Annotated in this window: 20 protein-coding genes; 17 read left to right on the top strand and 3 right to left on the bottom strand. The window is 57.4% G+C overall.

From position 1 onward, the window contains the following. The 10 genes from nuoI to AC2FLZ_RS16225 all read left to right on the top strand — a co-directional run bounded on the left by nuoI (nucleotide 1) and on the right by AC2FLZ_RS16225 (nucleotide 10,785). The gene (gene nuoI, locus AC2FLZ_RS16270; protein ID WP_480554123.1) at nucleotides 1-495 is read left to right on the top strand and encodes an NADH-quinone oxidoreductase subunit NuoI; all 495 of its coding nucleotides are present in this window, start codon (nucleotides 1-3) and stop codon (nucleotides 493-495) included. Further along, the gene (locus AC2FLZ_RS16265) at nucleotides 492-902 is read left to right on the top strand and encodes a carboxymuconolactone decarboxylase family protein (protein ID WP_170476531.1); all 411 of its coding nucleotides are present in this window, start codon (nucleotides 492-494) and stop codon (nucleotides 900-902) included. The genes nuoI and AC2FLZ_RS16265 overlap by 4 nt, the downstream gene beginning before the upstream one ends. Continuing rightward, a complete protein-coding gene (locus tag AC2FLZ_RS16260; RefSeq protein WP_496882419.1) occupies nucleotides 899-1,501 on the top strand; it encodes an NADH-quinone oxidoreductase subunit J in 603 nt (200 codons plus the stop codon). Before AC2FLZ_RS16265 ends, AC2FLZ_RS16260 begins: the two co-directional genes overlap by 4 nt. 571 nt (nucleotides 1,502-2,072) lie before the next feature. Further along, a complete protein-coding gene (nuoK, locus tag AC2FLZ_RS16255; protein ID WP_005984024.1) occupies nucleotides 2,073-2,378 on the top strand; it encodes an NADH-quinone oxidoreductase subunit NuoK in 306 nt (101 codons plus the stop codon). A 6-nt stretch (nucleotides 2,379-2,384) separates the two neighbouring features. Beyond that, nucleotides 2,385-4,523, top strand: a complete 2,139-nt coding sequence (gene nuoL, locus AC2FLZ_RS16250; protein WP_496882418.1) for an NADH-quinone oxidoreductase subunit L — start codon at nucleotides 2,385-2,387, stop codon at nucleotides 4,521-4,523. Then, nucleotides 4,523-6,067, top strand: coding sequence for an NADH-quinone oxidoreductase subunit M (locus AC2FLZ_RS16245; RefSeq protein ID WP_480516404.1), 1,545 nt, complete (start codon nucleotides 4,523-4,525; stop codon nucleotides 6,065-6,067). The genes nuoL and AC2FLZ_RS16245 overlap by 1 nt, the downstream gene beginning before the upstream one ends. A 15-nt stretch (nucleotides 6,068-6,082) precedes the next feature. After that, nucleotides 6,083-7,525, top strand: coding sequence for an NADH-quinone oxidoreductase subunit NuoN (gene nuoN / locus AC2FLZ_RS16240; protein WP_480476104.1), 1,443 nt, complete (start codon nucleotides 6,083-6,085; stop codon nucleotides 7,523-7,525). A gap of 55 nt (nucleotides 7,526-7,580) precedes the next feature. After that, complete coding sequence (locus AC2FLZ_RS16235) at nucleotides 7,581-8,330, top strand: biotin--[acetyl-CoA-carboxylase] ligase (RefSeq protein ID WP_480476106.1); 750 nt, start codon at nucleotides 7,581-7,583, stop codon at nucleotides 8,328-8,330. Nucleotides 8,331-8,341: 11 nt separating this feature from the next. Further along, the gene (locus AC2FLZ_RS16230) at nucleotides 8,342-9,121 is read left to right on the top strand and encodes a type III pantothenate kinase (RefSeq protein ID WP_480476108.1); all 780 of its coding nucleotides are present in this window, start codon (nucleotides 8,342-8,344) and stop codon (nucleotides 9,119-9,121) included. After that, a complete protein-coding gene (locus AC2FLZ_RS16225) occupies nucleotides 9,118-10,785 on the top strand; it encodes a ribonuclease J (protein WP_480516406.1) in 1,668 nt (555 codons plus the stop codon). The genes AC2FLZ_RS16230 and AC2FLZ_RS16225 overlap by 4 nt, the downstream gene beginning before the upstream one ends. A gap of 10 nt (nucleotides 10,786-10,795) precedes the next feature. On the opposite strand, the gene AC2FLZ_RS16220 is transcribed toward AC2FLZ_RS16225, so the two are convergent. Together AC2FLZ_RS16220 and AC2FLZ_RS16215 are read right to left on the bottom strand one after the other, a co-directional pair. Next, entirely contained in the window at nucleotides 10,796-11,497 is a 702-nt protein-coding gene (locus AC2FLZ_RS16220; RefSeq protein ID WP_480516408.1) for an NUDIX hydrolase, read from the bottom strand. A 25-nt stretch (nucleotides 11,498-11,522) separates the two neighbouring features. After that, nucleotides 11,523-11,921, bottom strand: coding sequence for a DUF983 domain-containing protein (locus AC2FLZ_RS16215; protein WP_480516410.1), 399 nt, complete (start codon nucleotides 11,919-11,921; stop codon nucleotides 11,523-11,525). A 219-nt stretch (nucleotides 11,922-12,140) separates the two neighbouring features. Between AC2FLZ_RS16215 and AC2FLZ_RS16210 the strand changes: the two genes are divergently transcribed. Genes AC2FLZ_RS16210 through AC2FLZ_RS16195 form a run of 4 tightly spaced genes read left to right on the top strand, consistent with a single transcriptional unit; the run spans nucleotide 12,141 to nucleotide 14,048 of the window. After that, nucleotides 12,141-12,611, top strand: a complete 471-nt coding sequence (locus AC2FLZ_RS16210) for an EF-hand domain-containing protein (RefSeq protein WP_480516412.1) — start codon at nucleotides 12,141-12,143, stop codon at nucleotides 12,609-12,611. Nucleotides 12,612-12,617: 6 nt separating this feature from the next. Continuing rightward, the gene (locus tag AC2FLZ_RS16205; RefSeq protein ID WP_480516414.1) at nucleotides 12,618-13,235 is read left to right on the top strand and encodes an RNA polymerase sigma factor; all 618 of its coding nucleotides are present in this window, start codon (nucleotides 12,618-12,620) and stop codon (nucleotides 13,233-13,235) included. Further along, complete coding sequence (locus AC2FLZ_RS16200) at nucleotides 13,225-13,578, top strand: hypothetical protein (protein WP_480604361.1); 354 nt, start codon at nucleotides 13,225-13,227, stop codon at nucleotides 13,576-13,578. Before AC2FLZ_RS16205 ends, AC2FLZ_RS16200 begins: the two co-directional genes overlap by 11 nt. After that, a complete protein-coding gene (locus tag AC2FLZ_RS16195) occupies nucleotides 13,575-14,048 on the top strand; it encodes a periplasmic heavy metal sensor (protein WP_480604359.1) in 474 nt (157 codons plus the stop codon). Before AC2FLZ_RS16200 ends, AC2FLZ_RS16195 begins: the two co-directional genes overlap by 4 nt. Nucleotides 14,049-14,053: 5 nt before the next feature. On the opposite strand, the gene AC2FLZ_RS16190 is transcribed toward AC2FLZ_RS16195, so the two are convergent. Continuing rightward, complete coding sequence (locus AC2FLZ_RS16190) at nucleotides 14,054-15,454, bottom strand: diguanylate cyclase domain-containing protein (protein WP_480476120.1); 1,401 nt, start codon at nucleotides 15,452-15,454, stop codon at nucleotides 14,054-14,056. Nucleotides 15,455-15,542: 88 nt separating this feature from the next. Between AC2FLZ_RS16190 and AC2FLZ_RS16185 the strand changes: the two genes are divergently transcribed. The 3 genes from AC2FLZ_RS16185 to AC2FLZ_RS16175 form a co-directional block, all read left to right on the top strand. Further along, nucleotides 15,543-15,827 (top strand): DUF3572 domain-containing protein, encoded by a 285-nt coding sequence (locus tag AC2FLZ_RS16185; protein WP_480476122.1) that lies wholly within the window; start codon nucleotides 15,543-15,545, stop codon nucleotides 15,825-15,827. Nucleotides 15,828-15,851: 24 nt separating this feature from the next. Then, nucleotides 15,852-16,544, top strand: a complete 693-nt coding sequence (locus AC2FLZ_RS16180; RefSeq protein ID WP_480516416.1) for an HAD family hydrolase — start codon at nucleotides 15,852-15,854, stop codon at nucleotides 16,542-16,544. Nucleotides 16,545-16,662: 118 nt separating this feature from the next. Continuing rightward, nucleotides 16,663-17,202 (top strand): trimethylamine methyltransferase family protein (locus AC2FLZ_RS16175; RefSeq protein ID WP_496882417.1); only part of this gene is annotated, 540 nt, incomplete at its 3' end.

Below are 17,202 nucleotides of genomic sequence, written 5' to 3'. Positions count from 1 at the left end.
ATGGCAAACATCGATTACACCCGCGCTGCCAAATACTTCCTGCTGCAGGATTTCTGGGTCGGCTTCAAACTGGGGATGAAGTATTTCTTCGCTCCCAAGGCCACCCTGAACTATCCGCACGAAAAAGGCCCTCTGTCCCCGCGGTTTCGCGGTGAACACGCCCTGCGCCGCTATCCAAACGGTGAAGAGCGCTGCATCGCGTGTAAACTGTGCGAGGCGGTCTGCCCGGCACAGGCCATCACCATCGATGCCGAACCCCGCGCGGACGGCAGCCGCCGCACCACGCGCTATGACATTGACATGACCAAGTGCATCTATTGCGGCTTCTGCCAAGAGGCATGCCCGGTTGATGCCATCGTCGAAGGCCCGAACTTTGAATTCGCGACGGAAACCCGGGAAGAGCTGTTCTACGACAAGGAAAAACTCCTGTCGAACGGCGAGCGCTGGGAAGCCGAGATCGCGCGCAATCTGGAACTGGACGCACCGTACCGATGAGTGACAGCCCGACAAATCCGTTCGAGCTGATGATGAAGCAAGCTCAGGACATGGCCAAGGCGATGAACCCGGCGATGGAAAGCTTCTCGCCCAAGGGGTTCGAGGCGCTGTGGCCAACCATGCCCAAAGAGGTCATGGAGATGATGTTCGGCAACACCGTCAACAAGGACGGGCTGGATGCCAAAACGCGTCTGCTGCTGACGCTGGCCGGGCTGACCTGCCAGGGTGCGCAGGCGGATTCGGCCGTGCGCCAGACCGTGCGTCATGCGCTGGAAGCGGGCGCGAAGAAACAAGAGATCGTGGAAACGATCGGTCAGATGTCGGTCTTTGCCGGCATCCCGGCCATGACCCGCGCGCTGGATCTGGCGCAAGAGGTCATGGGCGACAACGAGGATGAGGATCAATGACCGTCTTTGCCTTCTACCTGTTTGCCATCAGCGCCATCACCGGCGGGCTGTTCACGGTGATCAGCCGCCAACCGGTGCACTCGGTCCTGTGGCTGATTCTGGCGTTTCTGTCCTCGGCAGGGCTGTTCGTGCTGCTGGGGGCCGAGTTCGTGGCGATGCTGCTGGTCATCGTCTATGTCGGCGCGGTCGCGGTTTTGTTCCTCTTCGTGGTGATGATGCTGGACGTAGACTTTGCCGAGCTCAAGGCCGAAATGGCGCGCTATATGCCGCTGGCCCTGCTGATTGGTCTGATCATCCTGATGCAGTTTGTCATGGCTTTCGGGGCGTGGGACAGCGCACAGGGTGCTGCGGCCAATCTGGCGCAGCCGGTCCCGACAGACCGCCACAACACCGAGGCGCTTGGCCTCATCCTTTACGATCACTATTTCCTTCTTTTCCAGCTGGCGGGCCTGATCCTGCTGGTGGCCATGATCGGAGCCATCGTTCTGACGCTGCGCCACCGCAAGGACATCAAGCGTCAGGACATCATCGGCCAGATGATGCGCGACCCGGCCAAGGCGATGGAGTTGAAGGACGTGAAACCGGGGCAGGGGTTGTGAATCATAACTCCACCATAGTACTTGCGCTCGCCACGTTTGTGATGAGTAACGCGGCAATGGCCTGTTCGCCCGCGCCTGCTAACGAGGGATGGAAGTTTAAGTCGGTCCACGCTGATTGTTCTTTTGAGAATGCTGGGCGTGGAAAATGGAACTCCTTCAGGGGAGAGCCAGTCGTCGACTTGGGCAACGGTCGCATTGGGCAAAGATTGAACAGTGGTGATGCGTGTTTCTCTCAGCAAAACCTCTTTTTTATGGACTGCTCAAGTGCGGACGGAATTGTCATCGGTGGGCAACTCGTAGGCTCGCAGACGGTAGTTGGAGTAGATGGCCAGAAGGTTGTATCGCTTCCGATAGGAACTCATGAGTCAATCGAACTCATTCAACAGCCGCTGGGCCCAATTGGCCTAAATGAGCAGACTACTGTGTCTGAATTGCAAAGTATCGCAAGAAACCACCGTTATCGCAGTACCTCTAGCCTCGGTTCATTCTTCGGCAGGACTGCGGATCAAAAGAAAGTCGACTACACCTGCGGCTGCAAACTCTACTACCCCGACTCGCCAGGAGCGAAGCTATGATCGGACTTGAACACTATCTTACGGTCGCGGCGACGCTGTTCGTCATCGGCATCTTCGGTCTCTTCCTGAACCGCAAGAACGTCATCATTCTGCTGATGAGCATCGAACTGATGCTGCTGGCGGTGAATATCAACCTTGTGGCGTTTTCCAGTTTCCTCGGCGATCTGGTCGGGCAGGTGTTTACGCTGTTCGTGCTGACCGTTGCGGCGGCCGAGGCGGCGATTGGTCTGGCCATTCTGGTCTGTTTCTTCCGCAACCGCGGCACCATCGCGGTTGAAGACGTCAATATGATGAAGGGGTAAGGGAACATGGAAACCACCATCCTCTTTGCCCCGCTGGTGGGCGCGCTGCTTTGCGGGTTCGGCTGGAAGTTCATTGGCCAGAAAGCTGCCATGTGGACGGCGACGGGCCTGCTGTTCCTGGCCTGTCTGCTGTCCTGGATCGTGTTCTTCACCTTCGACGGGCACACGCAGCAGATCGAGATCATGCGCTGGATCGAAAGCGGCTCGCTTTCGACAAGCTGGGCCGTCCGTCTGGACCGACTGACGGCAATCATGCTGATCGTTGTGACGACCGTCTCGGCGCTCGTACACCTGTATTCCTTCGGCTACATGGATCACGACCCGCAATGGCGCGAAGGCGAAAGTTATAAGCCACGTTTCTTCGCCTATCTGTCCTTCTTCACTTTCGCCATGCTGATGCTGGTGACGGCGGACAATCTGGTGCAGATGTTCTTTGGCTGGGAAGGCGTGGGCGTCGCCTCATACCTGCTGATCGGGTTCTATTATCGCAAGCCTTCGGCCAATGCGGCGGCAATCAAGGCCTTTGTGGTCAACCGGGTTGGCGACTTTGGTTTTGCTCTGGGCATCTTCGCGCTGTTCTTCCTGACCGACAGTATCAACTTCTCGGATATCTTTGCCTCTGCTCCTGCGCTGGCAGAAGAGAAGCTGCATTTCCTGTGGGGGGAATGGACCGCGATCGAAGTGATCTGCGTTCTGCTCTTCATCGGTGCGATGGGTAAATCGGCGCAGTTGATCCTGCACACATGGTTGCCGGACGCGATGGAAGGCCCGACGCCTGTGTCAGCACTGATCCACGCTGCGACCATGGTGACCGCAGGCGTCTTTTTGGTCTGTCGCATGTCCCCGCTGATGGAGTTCGCACCGGGTGCGACAGGGTTCATCACTGTTCTTGGCGCCTCAACCGCGTTCTTCGCTGCTACTGTTGGTCTGGTTCAGACAGATATCAAACGTGTCATCGCGTATTCGACCTGTTCGCAGCTAGGCTACATGTTTGTGGCGGCGGGCGTGGGCATGTATTCGGCGGCGATGTTCCACCTGTTTACGCATGCCTTTTTCAAGGCGTTGTTGTTCCTTGGGGCCGGTTCCGTGATCCACGCGATGCATCACGAACAGGAGATGACCGAATATGGCGGTCTGCGCAAAAAGATCCCCTACACCTTCTGGGCGATGATGATCGGTACCCTGGCGATTACCGGTGTTGGTATCCCGCTGACCACCTTTGGTTTTGCCGGTTTCCTGTCAAAAGACGCAATTATCGAGAGCGCCTATGCGGGCGGATCAAGCTATGGCTTCTGGTTGTTGGTCGTCGCTGCCGCGTTCACCTCGTTCTACAGCTGGCGTCTGATCTTCCTGACCTTCTATGGCGAGCCGCGCGGCGACAAGCACACGCATGATCACGCACATGAAAGCCCGATGGTGATGTTGGTGCCGCTGGGTGTACTGTCGCTGGGTGCGGTATTCGCGGGCATGATTTGGTACGGAAACTTCTTTGGCCATGCGGATAAAGTCGGCAAATTCTACGGTATTCCGGTTGCAGAAGCCTCAGAGCATGCCGAGGCCAGTGATCACGCGGCGGCGGATGCGTCGCACGGCGAAGACAGCCATGCCGATGACAGCCATGCTGATGACGCCGCGCATGGTGAGAATGCCGCAGAGGGCGGGGACCACCATTATGTGTTTGCGGGCGAGCCGGGTGAAGGGGCGCTTTATATGGCGCCGGACAACCACATTCTGGACGATGCGCATGCGGCTCCGAAATGGGTCAAGGTTTCACCATTCGTTGCGATGGTGCTTGGCTTTATCGTGGCCTATTGGTTCTACATCGTGAACACGTCTCTGCCCGCACGTCTGGCAGCAAACCAGCGTCCGCTGTACCTGTTCCTGCTGAACAAATGGTATTTCGACGAAATCTACGACGCGATCTTTGTCAAACCCACTGTCGCCCTTGGCCGGTTCTTATGGAAACGCGGTGACGGCAACACGATTGACGGCTTCCTGAATGGGGTTGCTATGGGCGTGATTCCCTTCTTCACCCGCCTCGCAGGCAAGGCGCAGACCGGGTACATCTTTACTTACGCCTTCTGGATGGTTTTGGGCATTGCGGCCCTTGTCACCTGGATGTCGATCGGCGGAGGCGCACACTAATGGACAATATCCTATCTATTGTCACCTTTATCCCCGCCATCGCAGCAGGCATTCTGGCGCTGTTCCTGCACGGCAGCGACGTTGCAGCGCAGCGCAACGCCAAGTGGATTGCATTGCTGGCGACAACTGTGACGTTTCTGGTGTCAATTGGCATCTACACAGGCTTTGATCCTTCGAACACCGGTTTCCAGATGGTGGAAGAGGGTGAATGGCTGATGGGCCTGAAATACAAGATGGGTGTGGATGGAATCAGCGTTCTGTTCGTGCTGCTGACCACTTTCATCATGCCGCTGACCATTCTGGCCAGCTGGAATGTGACGGACCGCGTCAAAGAATACATGATTGCTTTCTTGCTGCTGGAAACGCTCATGCTGGGCGTGTTCATGGCGCTGGACCTGGTGCTGTTCTACCTGTTCTTCGAGGCGGGTCTGATCCCGATGTTCCTGATCATCGGTATCTGGGGCGGCAAGGATCGTATCTATGCCAGCTTCAAGTTCTTCCTTTACACCTTCCTTGGCTCGGTGCTGATGCTGGTGGCCATGGTCGCAATGTATGCTGACGCGGGCACCACGGATATCGAAGCGCTGATGGCCCATCAGTTCGCATCCGAGAGTTTCAGCGTGTTGGGCATCTATGTCACCGGCGGTATGCAAACGCTGATGTTCCTGGCCTTCTTCGCGTCTTTTGCGGTGAAAATGCCGATGTGGCCGGTGCACACCTGGTTGCCCGATGCGCACGTTCAAGCGCCGACGGCGGGCTCGGTCGTGCTGGCCGCGATCCTGTTGAAGATGGGCGGCTACGGCTTCCTGCGGTTCAGCCTGCCGATGTTCCCGGTTGGCTCGGCGGTGATGACTGATCTTGTGCTTTGGATGTCAGCTATAGCGGTTGTTTATACCTCGCTGGTGGCACTGGTGCAGGAAGACATGAAAAAGCTGATCGCGTATTCCTCGGTCGCGCATATGGGCTTTGTCACGATGGGCATCTTTGCAGCGAACCAGCAAGGCATTGACGGCGCGATTTTCCAGATGCTGAGCCACGGGTTCATCTCTGCCGCGCTCTTCCTCTGTGTCGGCGTGATCTATGACCGGATGCACACCCGCGATATCGAGGCTTATGGCGGTCTGGTCATCCGGATGCCCGCCTATGCGCTGGTCTTCATGCTGTTCACCATGGCCAATGTCGGACTGCCGGGCACCAGCGGGTTTATTGGTGAGTTCCTGACACTCATGGGTACATTCCAGGTTAACACCTGGGTGACTGCAGTTGCGGCGACCGGTGTGATCTTCTCGGCAGCCTACGCGCTGTGGCTCTACCGTCGCGTTGTCTTCGGGGATCTGATCAAGGAAAGCCTGAAGGCGATGACCGACATGAGCTCGCGCGAGCGGCTGATTTTTGCCCCGCTGATCGTGATGACGATCCTTCTGGGCGTTTACCCGTCACTGGTGACCGATGTGATCGGCCAATCGACGACGGCACTCATTTCGAACTATGACACGGCTCTGGCCGCGGCTAAGGCTGCGACCCAGACTGCCGCTTCGCATTAAGGGAGCTTTGGAGACATGATCCAGGCTGATCTGACAATTATCCTGCCGGAAATCGTTCTGGCGATCTATGCGATGGTGGCTCTGTTGGGGGCTGTCTACACCTCGAAAGACGGGCTGGCTTCGGTTCTGGTCTGGACCACGGCGGGCCTGATGGCGGTTCTGGCGATCTGGATCGCTACCCAGGGCAGTGGCACCAACGTAGCCTTCAATGGCATGTTCGTGGATGACGGGTTCGCGCGTTTTGCCAAAGTTGCCATCCTTTTGTCGGCAGGTGCCGTGCTGGTGATGAGCCAGGAATACATGGCGCGCCGGGGTCTGCTGCGCTTTGAATATCCGTTGCTGGTGGCCCTTGCAGCCGTCGGTATGATGATGATGGTGAGCGCGGGCGATCTGATGTCTCTTTACATGGGACTCGAGCTGCAATCCCTTGCGCTGTATGTTGTTGCCGCGCTGCGTCGTGACAGCGCGAAATCAACCGAAGCAGGGCTGAAATACTTTGTTCTGGGCGCTCTCAGTTCAGGTCTGCTGCTGTATGGTGCTTCGCTGGTTTACGGGTTCACAGGCACGACACTGTTCTCGGGCATTATTCAGACGGTCCATCATGGGGATGTCTCGGTTGGTCTGTTGTTTGGCCTGATCTTCCTGATTTCGGGTCTGGCATTCAAGGTTTCGGCTGTTCCGTTCCATATGTGGACACCGGATGTCTATGAAGGGTCGCCGACGCCAATTACGGCCTTCTTTGCCACCGCCCCGAAAGTCGCGGCAATGGCCTTGTTTGCACGCCTGCTGCATGACGCCTTCGGAGGTGTGGTCAAAGACTGGCAGCAAGTGATCGTTTTGCTGTCGGTGCTGTCGATGCTGCTGGGGGCGGTTGCCGCAATTGGTCAGCGCGACATCAAGCGACTGATGGCGTTCTCGTCGATTGCCCATATGGGCTATGCGCTGATCGGTCTGGCGGCAGGCACCGAGTTGGGTATTCAGGCGATGCTGATGTATCTGGCGATTTACGTGACCATGAACATCGGCACGTTTGCGTTTATCCTGATGATGGAACGCGACGGCAAACCCGTCACTGACATTGATGCGCTGCGCCAGTATTCCAAACGTGATCCGGGCAAGGCCCTTGCTGTTCTGATCCTGATGTTCTCGCTTGCCGGTGTGCCACCGATGCTGGGTTTCTTTGCGAAGTTTGGTGTTTGGCGGGCTGGTGTAAGTGCCGATTTGACCGGCCTTGTTGTAGTTTCAGCCATCGCATCGGTAATTGGCGCCTTCTATTACCTGCGGATTGTGTTCTACATGTATTTCGGGGCCGAGAACGAAGACCCGATTGAAACGCGGTCGACACCCGTTCTGTGGGTCGCCCTGATGGGGTCCGCGGCGCTGATGCTGATCGGGGTCTTCTATCAGTTTGGGATCGAGGGCGCGGCAGCGGCTGCGGCGGCAACTCTTGTCAACTGAACGTTTTGCACAATCTGAAAGAGGGGGCTCGGTCGCGTGACCGGGCCTTTTTGATATGACCAAGTGGCCACAAGGCTATGGCCTGCACGAGGTGCAGGAAGTTGATAGCACACTCAACGAAGCTGCGCGGATTGCCCCCAATGCCCGTGGTCCTGTGTGGATCATGGCGCATCATCAGACGGCTGCGCGTGGGCGACGCGGACGGTCATGGGCCAACCCTATGGGCAACCTTGCCGCGACCCTTTTGATGCGCCCTGAAGGTGCTCCAGAACAGGCGGCTCTGCGCAGTTTTGTTGCGGCACTGGCTCTGTTTGACGCTTGTGTCTCTGTGACGGGGCGTGCGGCGGGGCTGTCGTTGAAATGGCCCAATGACGTACTACTGAACGGTGGCAAGCTTGCTGGTATTTTGCTGGAAAGCGCCGGGCAGGGGCGTGGTGTGGCGTATCTGTCCATCGGTATTGGTGTGAATCTGGCCAACGCCCCAGACGCCGACGCGGTGGAACCGGGCGCGGTCCGACCTGTCTCTCTTTTGTCGGAAACCGGTGCAAACGTCACGCCCGAGGATTTTCTGACCGAGCTTGCTTCAGCCTATGCCAAATATGAAACTCAGTTTGTTACCTACGGGTTCGAACCCATTCGCACCGCGTGGCTGTCCCGTGCTGCCCGGCTGGGCGAGGTTATTACGGCCCGTACCGGCACGTCTGAGACGGTTGGGACCTTCGAAACGGTAGACGCAGGCGGTAACCTTGTCTTAAACACCGCCAAAGGCCGCGTGAGCATTCCTGCGGCGGATGTCTATTTCTGAAAGGGGCGCAAATGCTTCTGGCCATTGATTGCGGCAATACCAATACAGTCTTCTCGATCTGGAACGGTCAGGAATTTCTGTGCACCCTGCGCACCTCGACCCATCATGCACGCACGGCGGACGCCTATTTCACTTGGTATTCGACGCTGGTGAAACATTACGGGATCGAGGCGAATATCTCGGATGTCATCATTGCGTCGACCGTGCCGCGCGTGGTGTTCAACCTGCGCATCTTTGCCGATCGCTTTTTTGGGTGCAGGCCGCTGGTGGTAGGTAGGCCGGATTGCCTGTTGCCCGTGCCGCCGCGCGTGGATCAGGGGACTGTGCCGGGCCCGGATCGACTGGCCAATGCAGTTGGTGCATTTGACCGTCATGGCGGCAATGTCGTTGTGGTGGACTTTGGTACCGCAACAAATTTCGACGTTGTCGCCGCGGACGGTGCCTATGTTGGGGGCGTCATCGCTCCGGGTGTGAATCTCAGCCTTGAGGCTTTGCATCAGGGCGCAGCCGCACTGCCGCATATCGACATCACGCGTCCCGAGAAGGTGATCGGTACGAATACGGTTGGTTGTATCCAGTCAGGCGTGTATTGGGGGTATTCCGGCCTGATCGAGGGGCTGATCGCGCGGATCAAGGCCGAATATGGAATGCCGATGAAAGTCGTGGGAACCGGAGGGTTGGCCCCCTTGTTCGATCAGGCCGACGTGGGGTTCGACGTAATCGAAGATGATTTGACGATGCACGGCTTGACCGTGATTCATCGCTATAACAAGGATAATGGCTCGATATGAGCAGTGAAAGATTGATCTACCTGCCGCTGGGTGGCGCGGGCGAAATTGGTATGAATGCCTACGTGTACGGATATGGCCAGCCCGGGCAGGAACGCCTGATCCTGGTGGATCTGGGTGTCACCTTTCCCGATATGGACACAACACCGGGCGTCGACCTGATCTATGCGGATATTTCTTGGTTGAAAGAACGGGCCGACCGGCTGGATGGCGTTTTCATCACCCATGCGCATGAAGACCATGTCGGCGCCGTGGCTCATTGCTATGAGGCACTGGGAGCTCCGATTTATGCCCGGGCTTTCACGGCCAATATCGCGCGTCGCAAGATGGAAGAATACGCGCACCCGACCGATGCGGTGACAACCGTGTCCTCTTGGCCCGAAACGATCTCAGTCGGACCGTTTACGGTGGGCTTCCTTCCGGTTTCACATTCGATCCCGGAAAGTGCTGCTTTGGTCATCGACACGCCCGCAGGGCGCGTGGTGCACTCGGGTGATTTCAAGCTAGATGCAAACCCAGTCGTGGGCGAAGCCTTTGATCCCGACCTGTGGGCCGAGATTGCCAAGCCGGGCGTCAAAGCGTTGGTTTGCGACAGCACGAATGTTTTCTCGGCGCATCCGGGCCGTTCGGAATCCGAGGTCGGGCCAGAGATTACAAAGCTAGTCGAAAACGCCGAGGGTATGGTTGTGGCAACCACCTTCGCGTCGAACGTGGCACGGGTCAAAACACTAGCCGAGGCGGGCGCGCGAGCGGGGCGTTCGGTTGTGTTGCTAGGGCGCGCAATGCGGCGGATGATCGAAGCTGCGACCGAAACCGGTATCCTGTCGGACTTCCCCAAGGTGATCAGCGCGGAAGAAGCGTTGGATCTGCCGCGCCAGAACCTGATGCTGATCGTGACTGGCAGCCAGGGCGAACGCCGTGCGGCAAGCGCGCAACTGGCCCGTGGCAAGTACCGTGGTCTGGAACTGTCCGAAGGCGACCTGTTCTTGTTTTCGTCGAAAACCATTCCCGGAAACGAACGTGGCGTGATTTTCATCATGAACCAGCTCAGTGAAAAGGGCGTGGATGTGGTGGATGACAGCTCGGGCCTCTATCACGTCTCTGGCCATGCGAACCGACCTGATCTTGAGAAGGTGCACGCGCTGATCGATCCGCAAATTGTGATCCCAATGCATGGAGAGCACCGGCACCTGCGCGAGCATGTCAAACTGGCTGAGCAGGGCGGCAGAACGGGTGTGCTGGCCGTAAACGGCACCATGCTGGACCTCAGCGGCAATGCACCCGTGGTGGTCGACTATGTCGAATCCGGGCGTACCTATCTGGACGGTACGGTGAAAATCGGTGCGTTGGACGGCGTGGTACGGGACCGTATTCGCATGGCTCTGAACGGCCATGTTACTGTGACGGTTGTTCTGGATGAAGAAGACGAGCCGCTGGGCGAACCGTGGTGCGACACGATGGGCCTGCCCGAGGTCGGAACGTCCCGCGCCGGATTGGTCGAAGTGTTGGAAGAAGACCTGAACCAGTTCCTAATGCGGGCGGCGGCCAAGACCCTACGAGATGACGACAAGCTGGAAGACGAAATGCGCCGGATCGTGCGTCAGACGGCAAAAGCGGAAATCGGCAAAAAACCCGAAGTGACGGTGGTTGTCAGCCGGATGCGGTGAAACTGATTGGTCAGTCGTGCTCGGGCATCGGATAGCCTCTGAGCCGCAGGAACAGATTGGCTTCTTCGTTGTTCTGATAGAACGGAACCGATACTGGCGGCTCGGGTGAGGTCACCCGGGCTGCGACCTCGGCCAGAACAACCTCGGTGATAAACGGCAGATCCAGTTCACGCGCCCGATCCAGTTCCACCCATTGCAGATGCGACAGCTCGTCCGAGGCATGGCTGAAATCATCCAGATCGCCCTGCAGCGCATCGGCATCGACCAGAAAAAACCGCGCATCGAAGCGGCGGGGGCGGCCGGGCGGTGTGACTGCGCGAAAAACAAATTGCAGCGCAGCTGCCGACGGCACGTAACCCATGGCGGAAAAGCTCTGCCAGTCGTCAGGAACGCTGCCCGGCCAGTGTCCTGTCTGGCCAAGGACAAGTCCTGTCTCCTCCCAAAGCTCGCGAATTGCTGCGGCGGCAAGGGCGTGTTGTTTTCCGGATTCCGCCTGTTCCGCCAACCGCTCAAAACACAGGTCAGGCAGTGCGGTCGCAAGCGGTACATCTGCATCCGCCGGATCGACAGCTCCACCGGGGAACACGAATTTGTTGGGCATGAACACGGCCTTGGACCCACGTTGCCCCATCAGGATCGACGGATTGGTCCACCTGTTTCGCAGCACGATGACGGTTGCGGCATCGCGGATGGCGGTCTTGTCGGTCGTCATGCGGAAAACAATCGCTTCTTCCGGCTCATGAATCGTTGCCAAAACCGTGCATACGACGCGCCCACTGATAAGCGACCACAGCGCCTTTCAGACGGGGGAGCAAAAACAGCGACAGTGCAACGCAAGCAATGGAAAACCCGATGGCCATCACCCATGGGTCCGGGCGCCAGTTCACATACGAGACGTGCAGGGCCGGGGCCAACAGGTGCCCGACCAGCAGGATCGTCAGATAAGCTGGGCCATCATCGGCGCGATGGTGAAACAGTTCCTGCCCACAGTTCGAGCAGGTGTCATTCACCTTCAGGTAGCTGTGCAACAGCTTGCCTTCACCGCAATTTGGGCACTTGCACCGAAACCCTTTGACCAATGCAGGCCAGGTTTCTCGCTCGTTCTGGGTTGTGGTGTCGATCGTCTGATCCGTCATAATATAACTCGCGCAGTAATCTTTGGCGGATAATGCGCCTGAACGGGTGGTTTTTAAAGGGGGGTGCGTCGCTTTGCAACGCACCTCAGGTGAACCACGTCGTGAAATACCGCGCTGGTTCAAAAAAAGTTGCTGGCACCGCGACGGAATTCCCTGCCTCGCGCGTTTGAATGGTTATGAGCAGCGGCACTCAGGCCGCGTCAACAAGGGAAAACCGAAATGAAAAATGCAAAGTTCATCACGGCGATTGTCCTGTCGGGTGTTGCAATCACCGGCACGTCCGTTCTGGCGGCTGGTCCGGGTGGTCGTGAGCCAGTGTCCTTTCAGGAATTGGATGCCAATGGCGATGGTCAAGTGACGCAGCAGGAGATGGAAGCACATTACACCGAGCGTTTCTCAGCCGCGGATACCGATGGGGACGGCCAGCTCAGCCTAGAGGAGATGCAGGCTGCTGCTCAGAAAAAAGCAAACGACCGGGTCGCCAAAATGTTCGAAAACAACGATGCGAACAATGACGGGTTCCTAAGCCAGGACGAGTTGCCGAAACCGCGCCGGGGTGACAAGATGTTTGACCGGATGGATGCAGATAACAGTGGTGGAATATCGGAACAGGAATTTGCCGATGCCAAAGACCGGATGGGACGGCACCATAAGAAAAAGAACCATAAGTCAGGTGCAATCGACAACTGAAGCAGGGTGGAGGACCTGACCTCCCACCTACACGATGTTCGCGGTGCGGATTGCACCGCGAGCTCTCTCAGCGACGATGTGTTGCTGAGCCAATTCGCTGATGGTGACGCACAGGCTGCGCGGGTTTTAACCGATCGCCTTGGGCCGCTTTGTTATTCCGTTGCGTTGCGTATGTTGGGCAATCGGGCCGAGGCAGAAGACGTAACGCAGGAGGCGATGATGCGGTTGTGGCAGATGGCGCCGGATTGGGTGCCGGGTCAGGCCAAAGTTTCGACATGGCTGTATCGCGTAACGCTGAACCTGTGTGTGGACATCCGGCGCAGGAAGGCCCCCGGCAGGTTGTCGGATATTCCTGAGCCGGAAGATGGCAAAGCCAGCGTGGCCGACCGACTGCAGGATGAAGCCCGCGTGGACGCGTTGCAGCTTGCCCTGGCGGAGCTGCCAGAAAGGCAGAAGCAGGCTGTGGTTCTGCGCCACATCGAAGAGTTGCCCAACACTGAAATTGCCGGGATCATGGGAATTTCAGTGGAAGCGGTTGAAAGCTTGACCGCGCGGGGCAAACGAAGTCTGACCGCGATACTGGCCGGGCGACGTGAAGAACTGGGGTATGACGATGACGGATGAAAACCTGGAACTGGATCATTTGTTTGCGCAGGCTCGGCAGAGCCGACCGGCGCTGCCCGACGATCTGGCCGTGCGCATCCAGACAGATGCTGAAAAACTCCGTCTTAGTCGCCTAGGGCCTGAACCTCGACCTCAATCTTCGATCTGGCATCGAATGATGGACAACGTTGGTGGCTGGCAGGGGGTGGGCGGCTTGATCGCCGCCAGTGCGGCGGGGCTCTGGATCGGCTTTTCCGCGCCGGGGTTCCTGCCCGACCCTGCTAATCTGCTGACCTCGCAAGAGACGGCTCTTTTTGTGGCTGACCTTGGATATGACACGAGTTTTCTGGAGAGCACAGAATGAACGCTGCCCCTAAACCGAAACGCCGGTGGATGACAGTATTGCTGGTCTTGTCATTGGCTCTGAACCTGTTGGTTGTCGGTGTTGCAGTCGGAACTGTGCTGCGCCTGAAGGATGGAGATCACACCGAGGCACCGCCGGGATTCGGCCCGGCGCTATATCGCTCTTTGCCGAAAGATGATCGAAAAGCGATGCGAGGGGAACTGTCTGCGCTACGCGAAAAAGACCTAAGGGGGCGCAGACAGGACTTTGAAGCCTTGAGCCTGGCACTGCGCACAGTGCCCTTCGAACCAGTCGCCGTTGAAGTGTTGTTGCAGAAACAGTCGCAGGCAACGGCAGAACTGCAACTAGCCTTGCAGACACGATGGCTGGCTCGCGTCACCGCCATGAGCGACGCAGAGCGGCAGTCTTATGCGGACAGGTTGCAAAAGATCGTCGAACGCGGGCCGCATGGACACAAGAAAAAGGATTGACGGGTTCAGGCGGCGCTTTGCCTGATACTCACCTGATTGCGCCCCGCTTTTTTTGCTGCGTAAAGGGCTTTATCGGCGGCTTTCAGGATATCTTCTACAGGAACGGGCGTGCGTTCTTTTCCCGGCTGACCCGATTGCGGCATCTCCAGCCCAATGCTGATCGTGACGTTAACCTGTAAACCTTGGTCCGATAGCAGGAACGGGGCGCGACAAATGCTGTCGCAGATGGTCTCAGCCAGTTTTCTGGCTTGCTTTTGTGACACATCGGGCACCGCGAACATGAACTCTTCACCGCCGATACGGGCGACAAAACCTTTGGATCCTAGTGCGCTTTGCATGCGTTTTGCGGCCAGCGTCAGAACACAATCACCGGCGCCGTGGCCATGGCAGTCATTGATGGCCTTGAAATGGTCCAGATCCGCCAGCATGACGGCAAAGCCACACCCGGTACGGGCAGACTGGCGCACGATCTGATCCAATGCCCGCATGGCGTAACGACGATTGTGCAACCCGGTCAGCGGATCAATCCAGGACTCGGCGATCCCTTTTCTCAATGATACGCGCAAATGATCAAGCCGCGCCTTGCGCGCAATCTGATTGTTCAGCCGCAACAGGATCTCTTGCGCGCAGAACCCCCCCAGGCACACGGCGTCTGCTCCTCTGTCCAGCGCTTCTGAGGCCTGCACGGCATCGTAGTCTTGCAAGACGCCAATCAGGACAGTGTTCCGGGTTGCTGCCCGTGACCTGAGATCTGCAAGGATATTCAGCGCGGACGGGTGCGAGCTCAGTTCGACCACAATCGCGTCCGGTATCGGTCCGGACAAAACGCCCTGCAAGTTCGATTGAAGGTGCCAGGACAGATCGAAATGGTGCTGGCCTTGCAAGGCCTTGTGCCAAAGGGCACCGGTTCGGACAGTATTGGTCAAGATATCAACCCGGGCCGCGTTCGGGGGGGTGATCATGACAGGGGCGGGTTCCCCAAATCCAATAGGTTGTGATCCGTTGCTGACCTGCAAATCTTGAGTAACTGCGCGCGCACGCAAAAGGCTGCGAATGCGTGCCAGCAGCAACGTATCTTTGAAAGGATGCGTCAACACATCGTCCAGCCCGTCTTTCAGGGCACGCAGGCGCGCGTTTTTGTCATTCTGTGCTGCAAGTACGACAACGGGCACGTCATCCAGGCCAGATACTTCGGTAAGGGCTTTCTTGACATCTGCGGCTGTTCCGTCGGGCAATGTCTGTGCCGTCAGTACAAGGTCCGGCTGAACGCGACGCGCAAGGGCTTGTAGCCCTTCAAGTTTTCCACCCTGTACCACGTGATACCAGGCAGCGGTCAGTTGAACCTTCAGCATTATGCGGTTGGTTGATACCCCGTCGAGGACAAGGATGGTGCCTTGCACAGACATAGTCGTTCACCGTTGATTGCATGCGTGAACAAATTGTTTATGAGTCTGGTTAACAAACTCTTTCCATCACCTGATCCGAGCACTGTTTATGTCCATTTCGCCCGATTCAGCCGAGACTCTTGCTCTGACGGCCTTGGGGTGGCTGGTCAGCAATGACGAGCTTTTGCCTGTCTTTCTTGGCTCGACAGGTGCTTCGATCGGGGATGTTCGCAATCGGGCCGGTGACCGGGACTTTCTGGCTTCGGTTCTCGATTTTCTAGTGCTTGACGATTCGTGGGTCATGGCGTTTTGTGACGCCAACTCGATCGCCTATGATCACCCTGCCCAAGCGCGGGCGGTTCTGTCAGGCGGTGGCGATGTACACTGGACCTGAACACCTTTTCCGCAGGAGCACGCGATGCCAATAGAAGCAATCGTCTTCGACAAGGATGGCACTTTGTTCGATTTTGCCAAAACCTGGGGAACCTTCGGGCGGTCGTTGCTGATGCGTCTGACAAAGGGGGATGTAGACCGGGCTGTGGAACTCGGCAGCATCATCGGATTTGACTTCGAGCAAGAGCGGTATTCCACGGATAGCATTGTGATAGCCGCAACAGTCGAAGAAATCGCCGAGGTGCTTATTGCGCATGTTGACGATGTGACATTGCAGGAAGTTGTAGACATGATGAATGCCGAGGCCGCAGCGGCTCCTCAATCCCCTGCCGTGCCGTTGGGTCCATTCCTGAAAGGGTTGCAGCAATCCGGGATCAAACTGGGCCTTGCGACAAATGACAGCGAGCATCCGGCTTTGCAGCATCTGGAATCTGCGGGAATACGCGAACACTTCGATTTTGTCGCCGGGTATGACAGTGGTCATGGGTTCAAACCCGGGCCAGGTCAGTTGCTGGCCTTTGCCGCACAGGTCGGGGTCGAGCCGTCGCGCATTGCAATGGTGGGGGACAGTGTTCATGACCTGCAAGCGGGGCGCGCAGCCGGGATGATCACCATTGGCGTTTTGACCGGATTGGCTGAAGCAGATGCGCTGGCACCGATGGCGGATGTGGTCCTTCCGGATATCGGTCACATTCCAGCGTGGCTGGCCGAAAAATGATGTGTTGATCCAGAAAATCGACGAACAATTATAGAAAACCGACAAGCTCTGTCGCAGATGGAGCGGCCAGAAACGCGTCTTCGGGTCTTGCTTGTACCAAGCCAGAACGGAGGCAACCATGGCCGAAACCAACACACGCAAACGCCGCGGCGGAGGACGCGCAGGTGCGGCAGCGCGCAGGGGTAGCGCGGTGATTGACCAGATGCCGTGGGACCCACCCATCAATATAGATCGCCCGACTGAACCGCTGGATCAGGCCGGGATCGAAGCGATCCATGAAGGGGCCATGCGTATTCTGGAAGAGATCGGGATCGAATTCTACAACGAAGAGGCAATCGGCATCCTGCGCGAAGCGGGGTGCACGATCAATGGTGACAACGTCCGCATGGGGCGCGATTTTGTCATGGAGATGATCGCCAAGGCGCCCAGCCAGTTTTCCATTACCCCCCGAAATGTTGACCACAGGATCGAGATAGGTGGAAAGAACATTCTGTTTGGCAACGTTTCGTCGCCGCCCAATTACTGGGACATGGAAATCGGAAAGAAAGTGCCGGGCAATCGCGAGATGTGCCAGAATCTTCTGAAACTGACGCAGTACTTCAACTGTATTCACTTCGCTGGCGGATATCCTGTAGAACCCGTCGATATTCATGCCAGT

Source organism: Ruegeria sp. YKSF131 (assembly GCF_059612645.1).
This window is presented reverse-complemented; position numbering and strand designations above follow the sequence as displayed.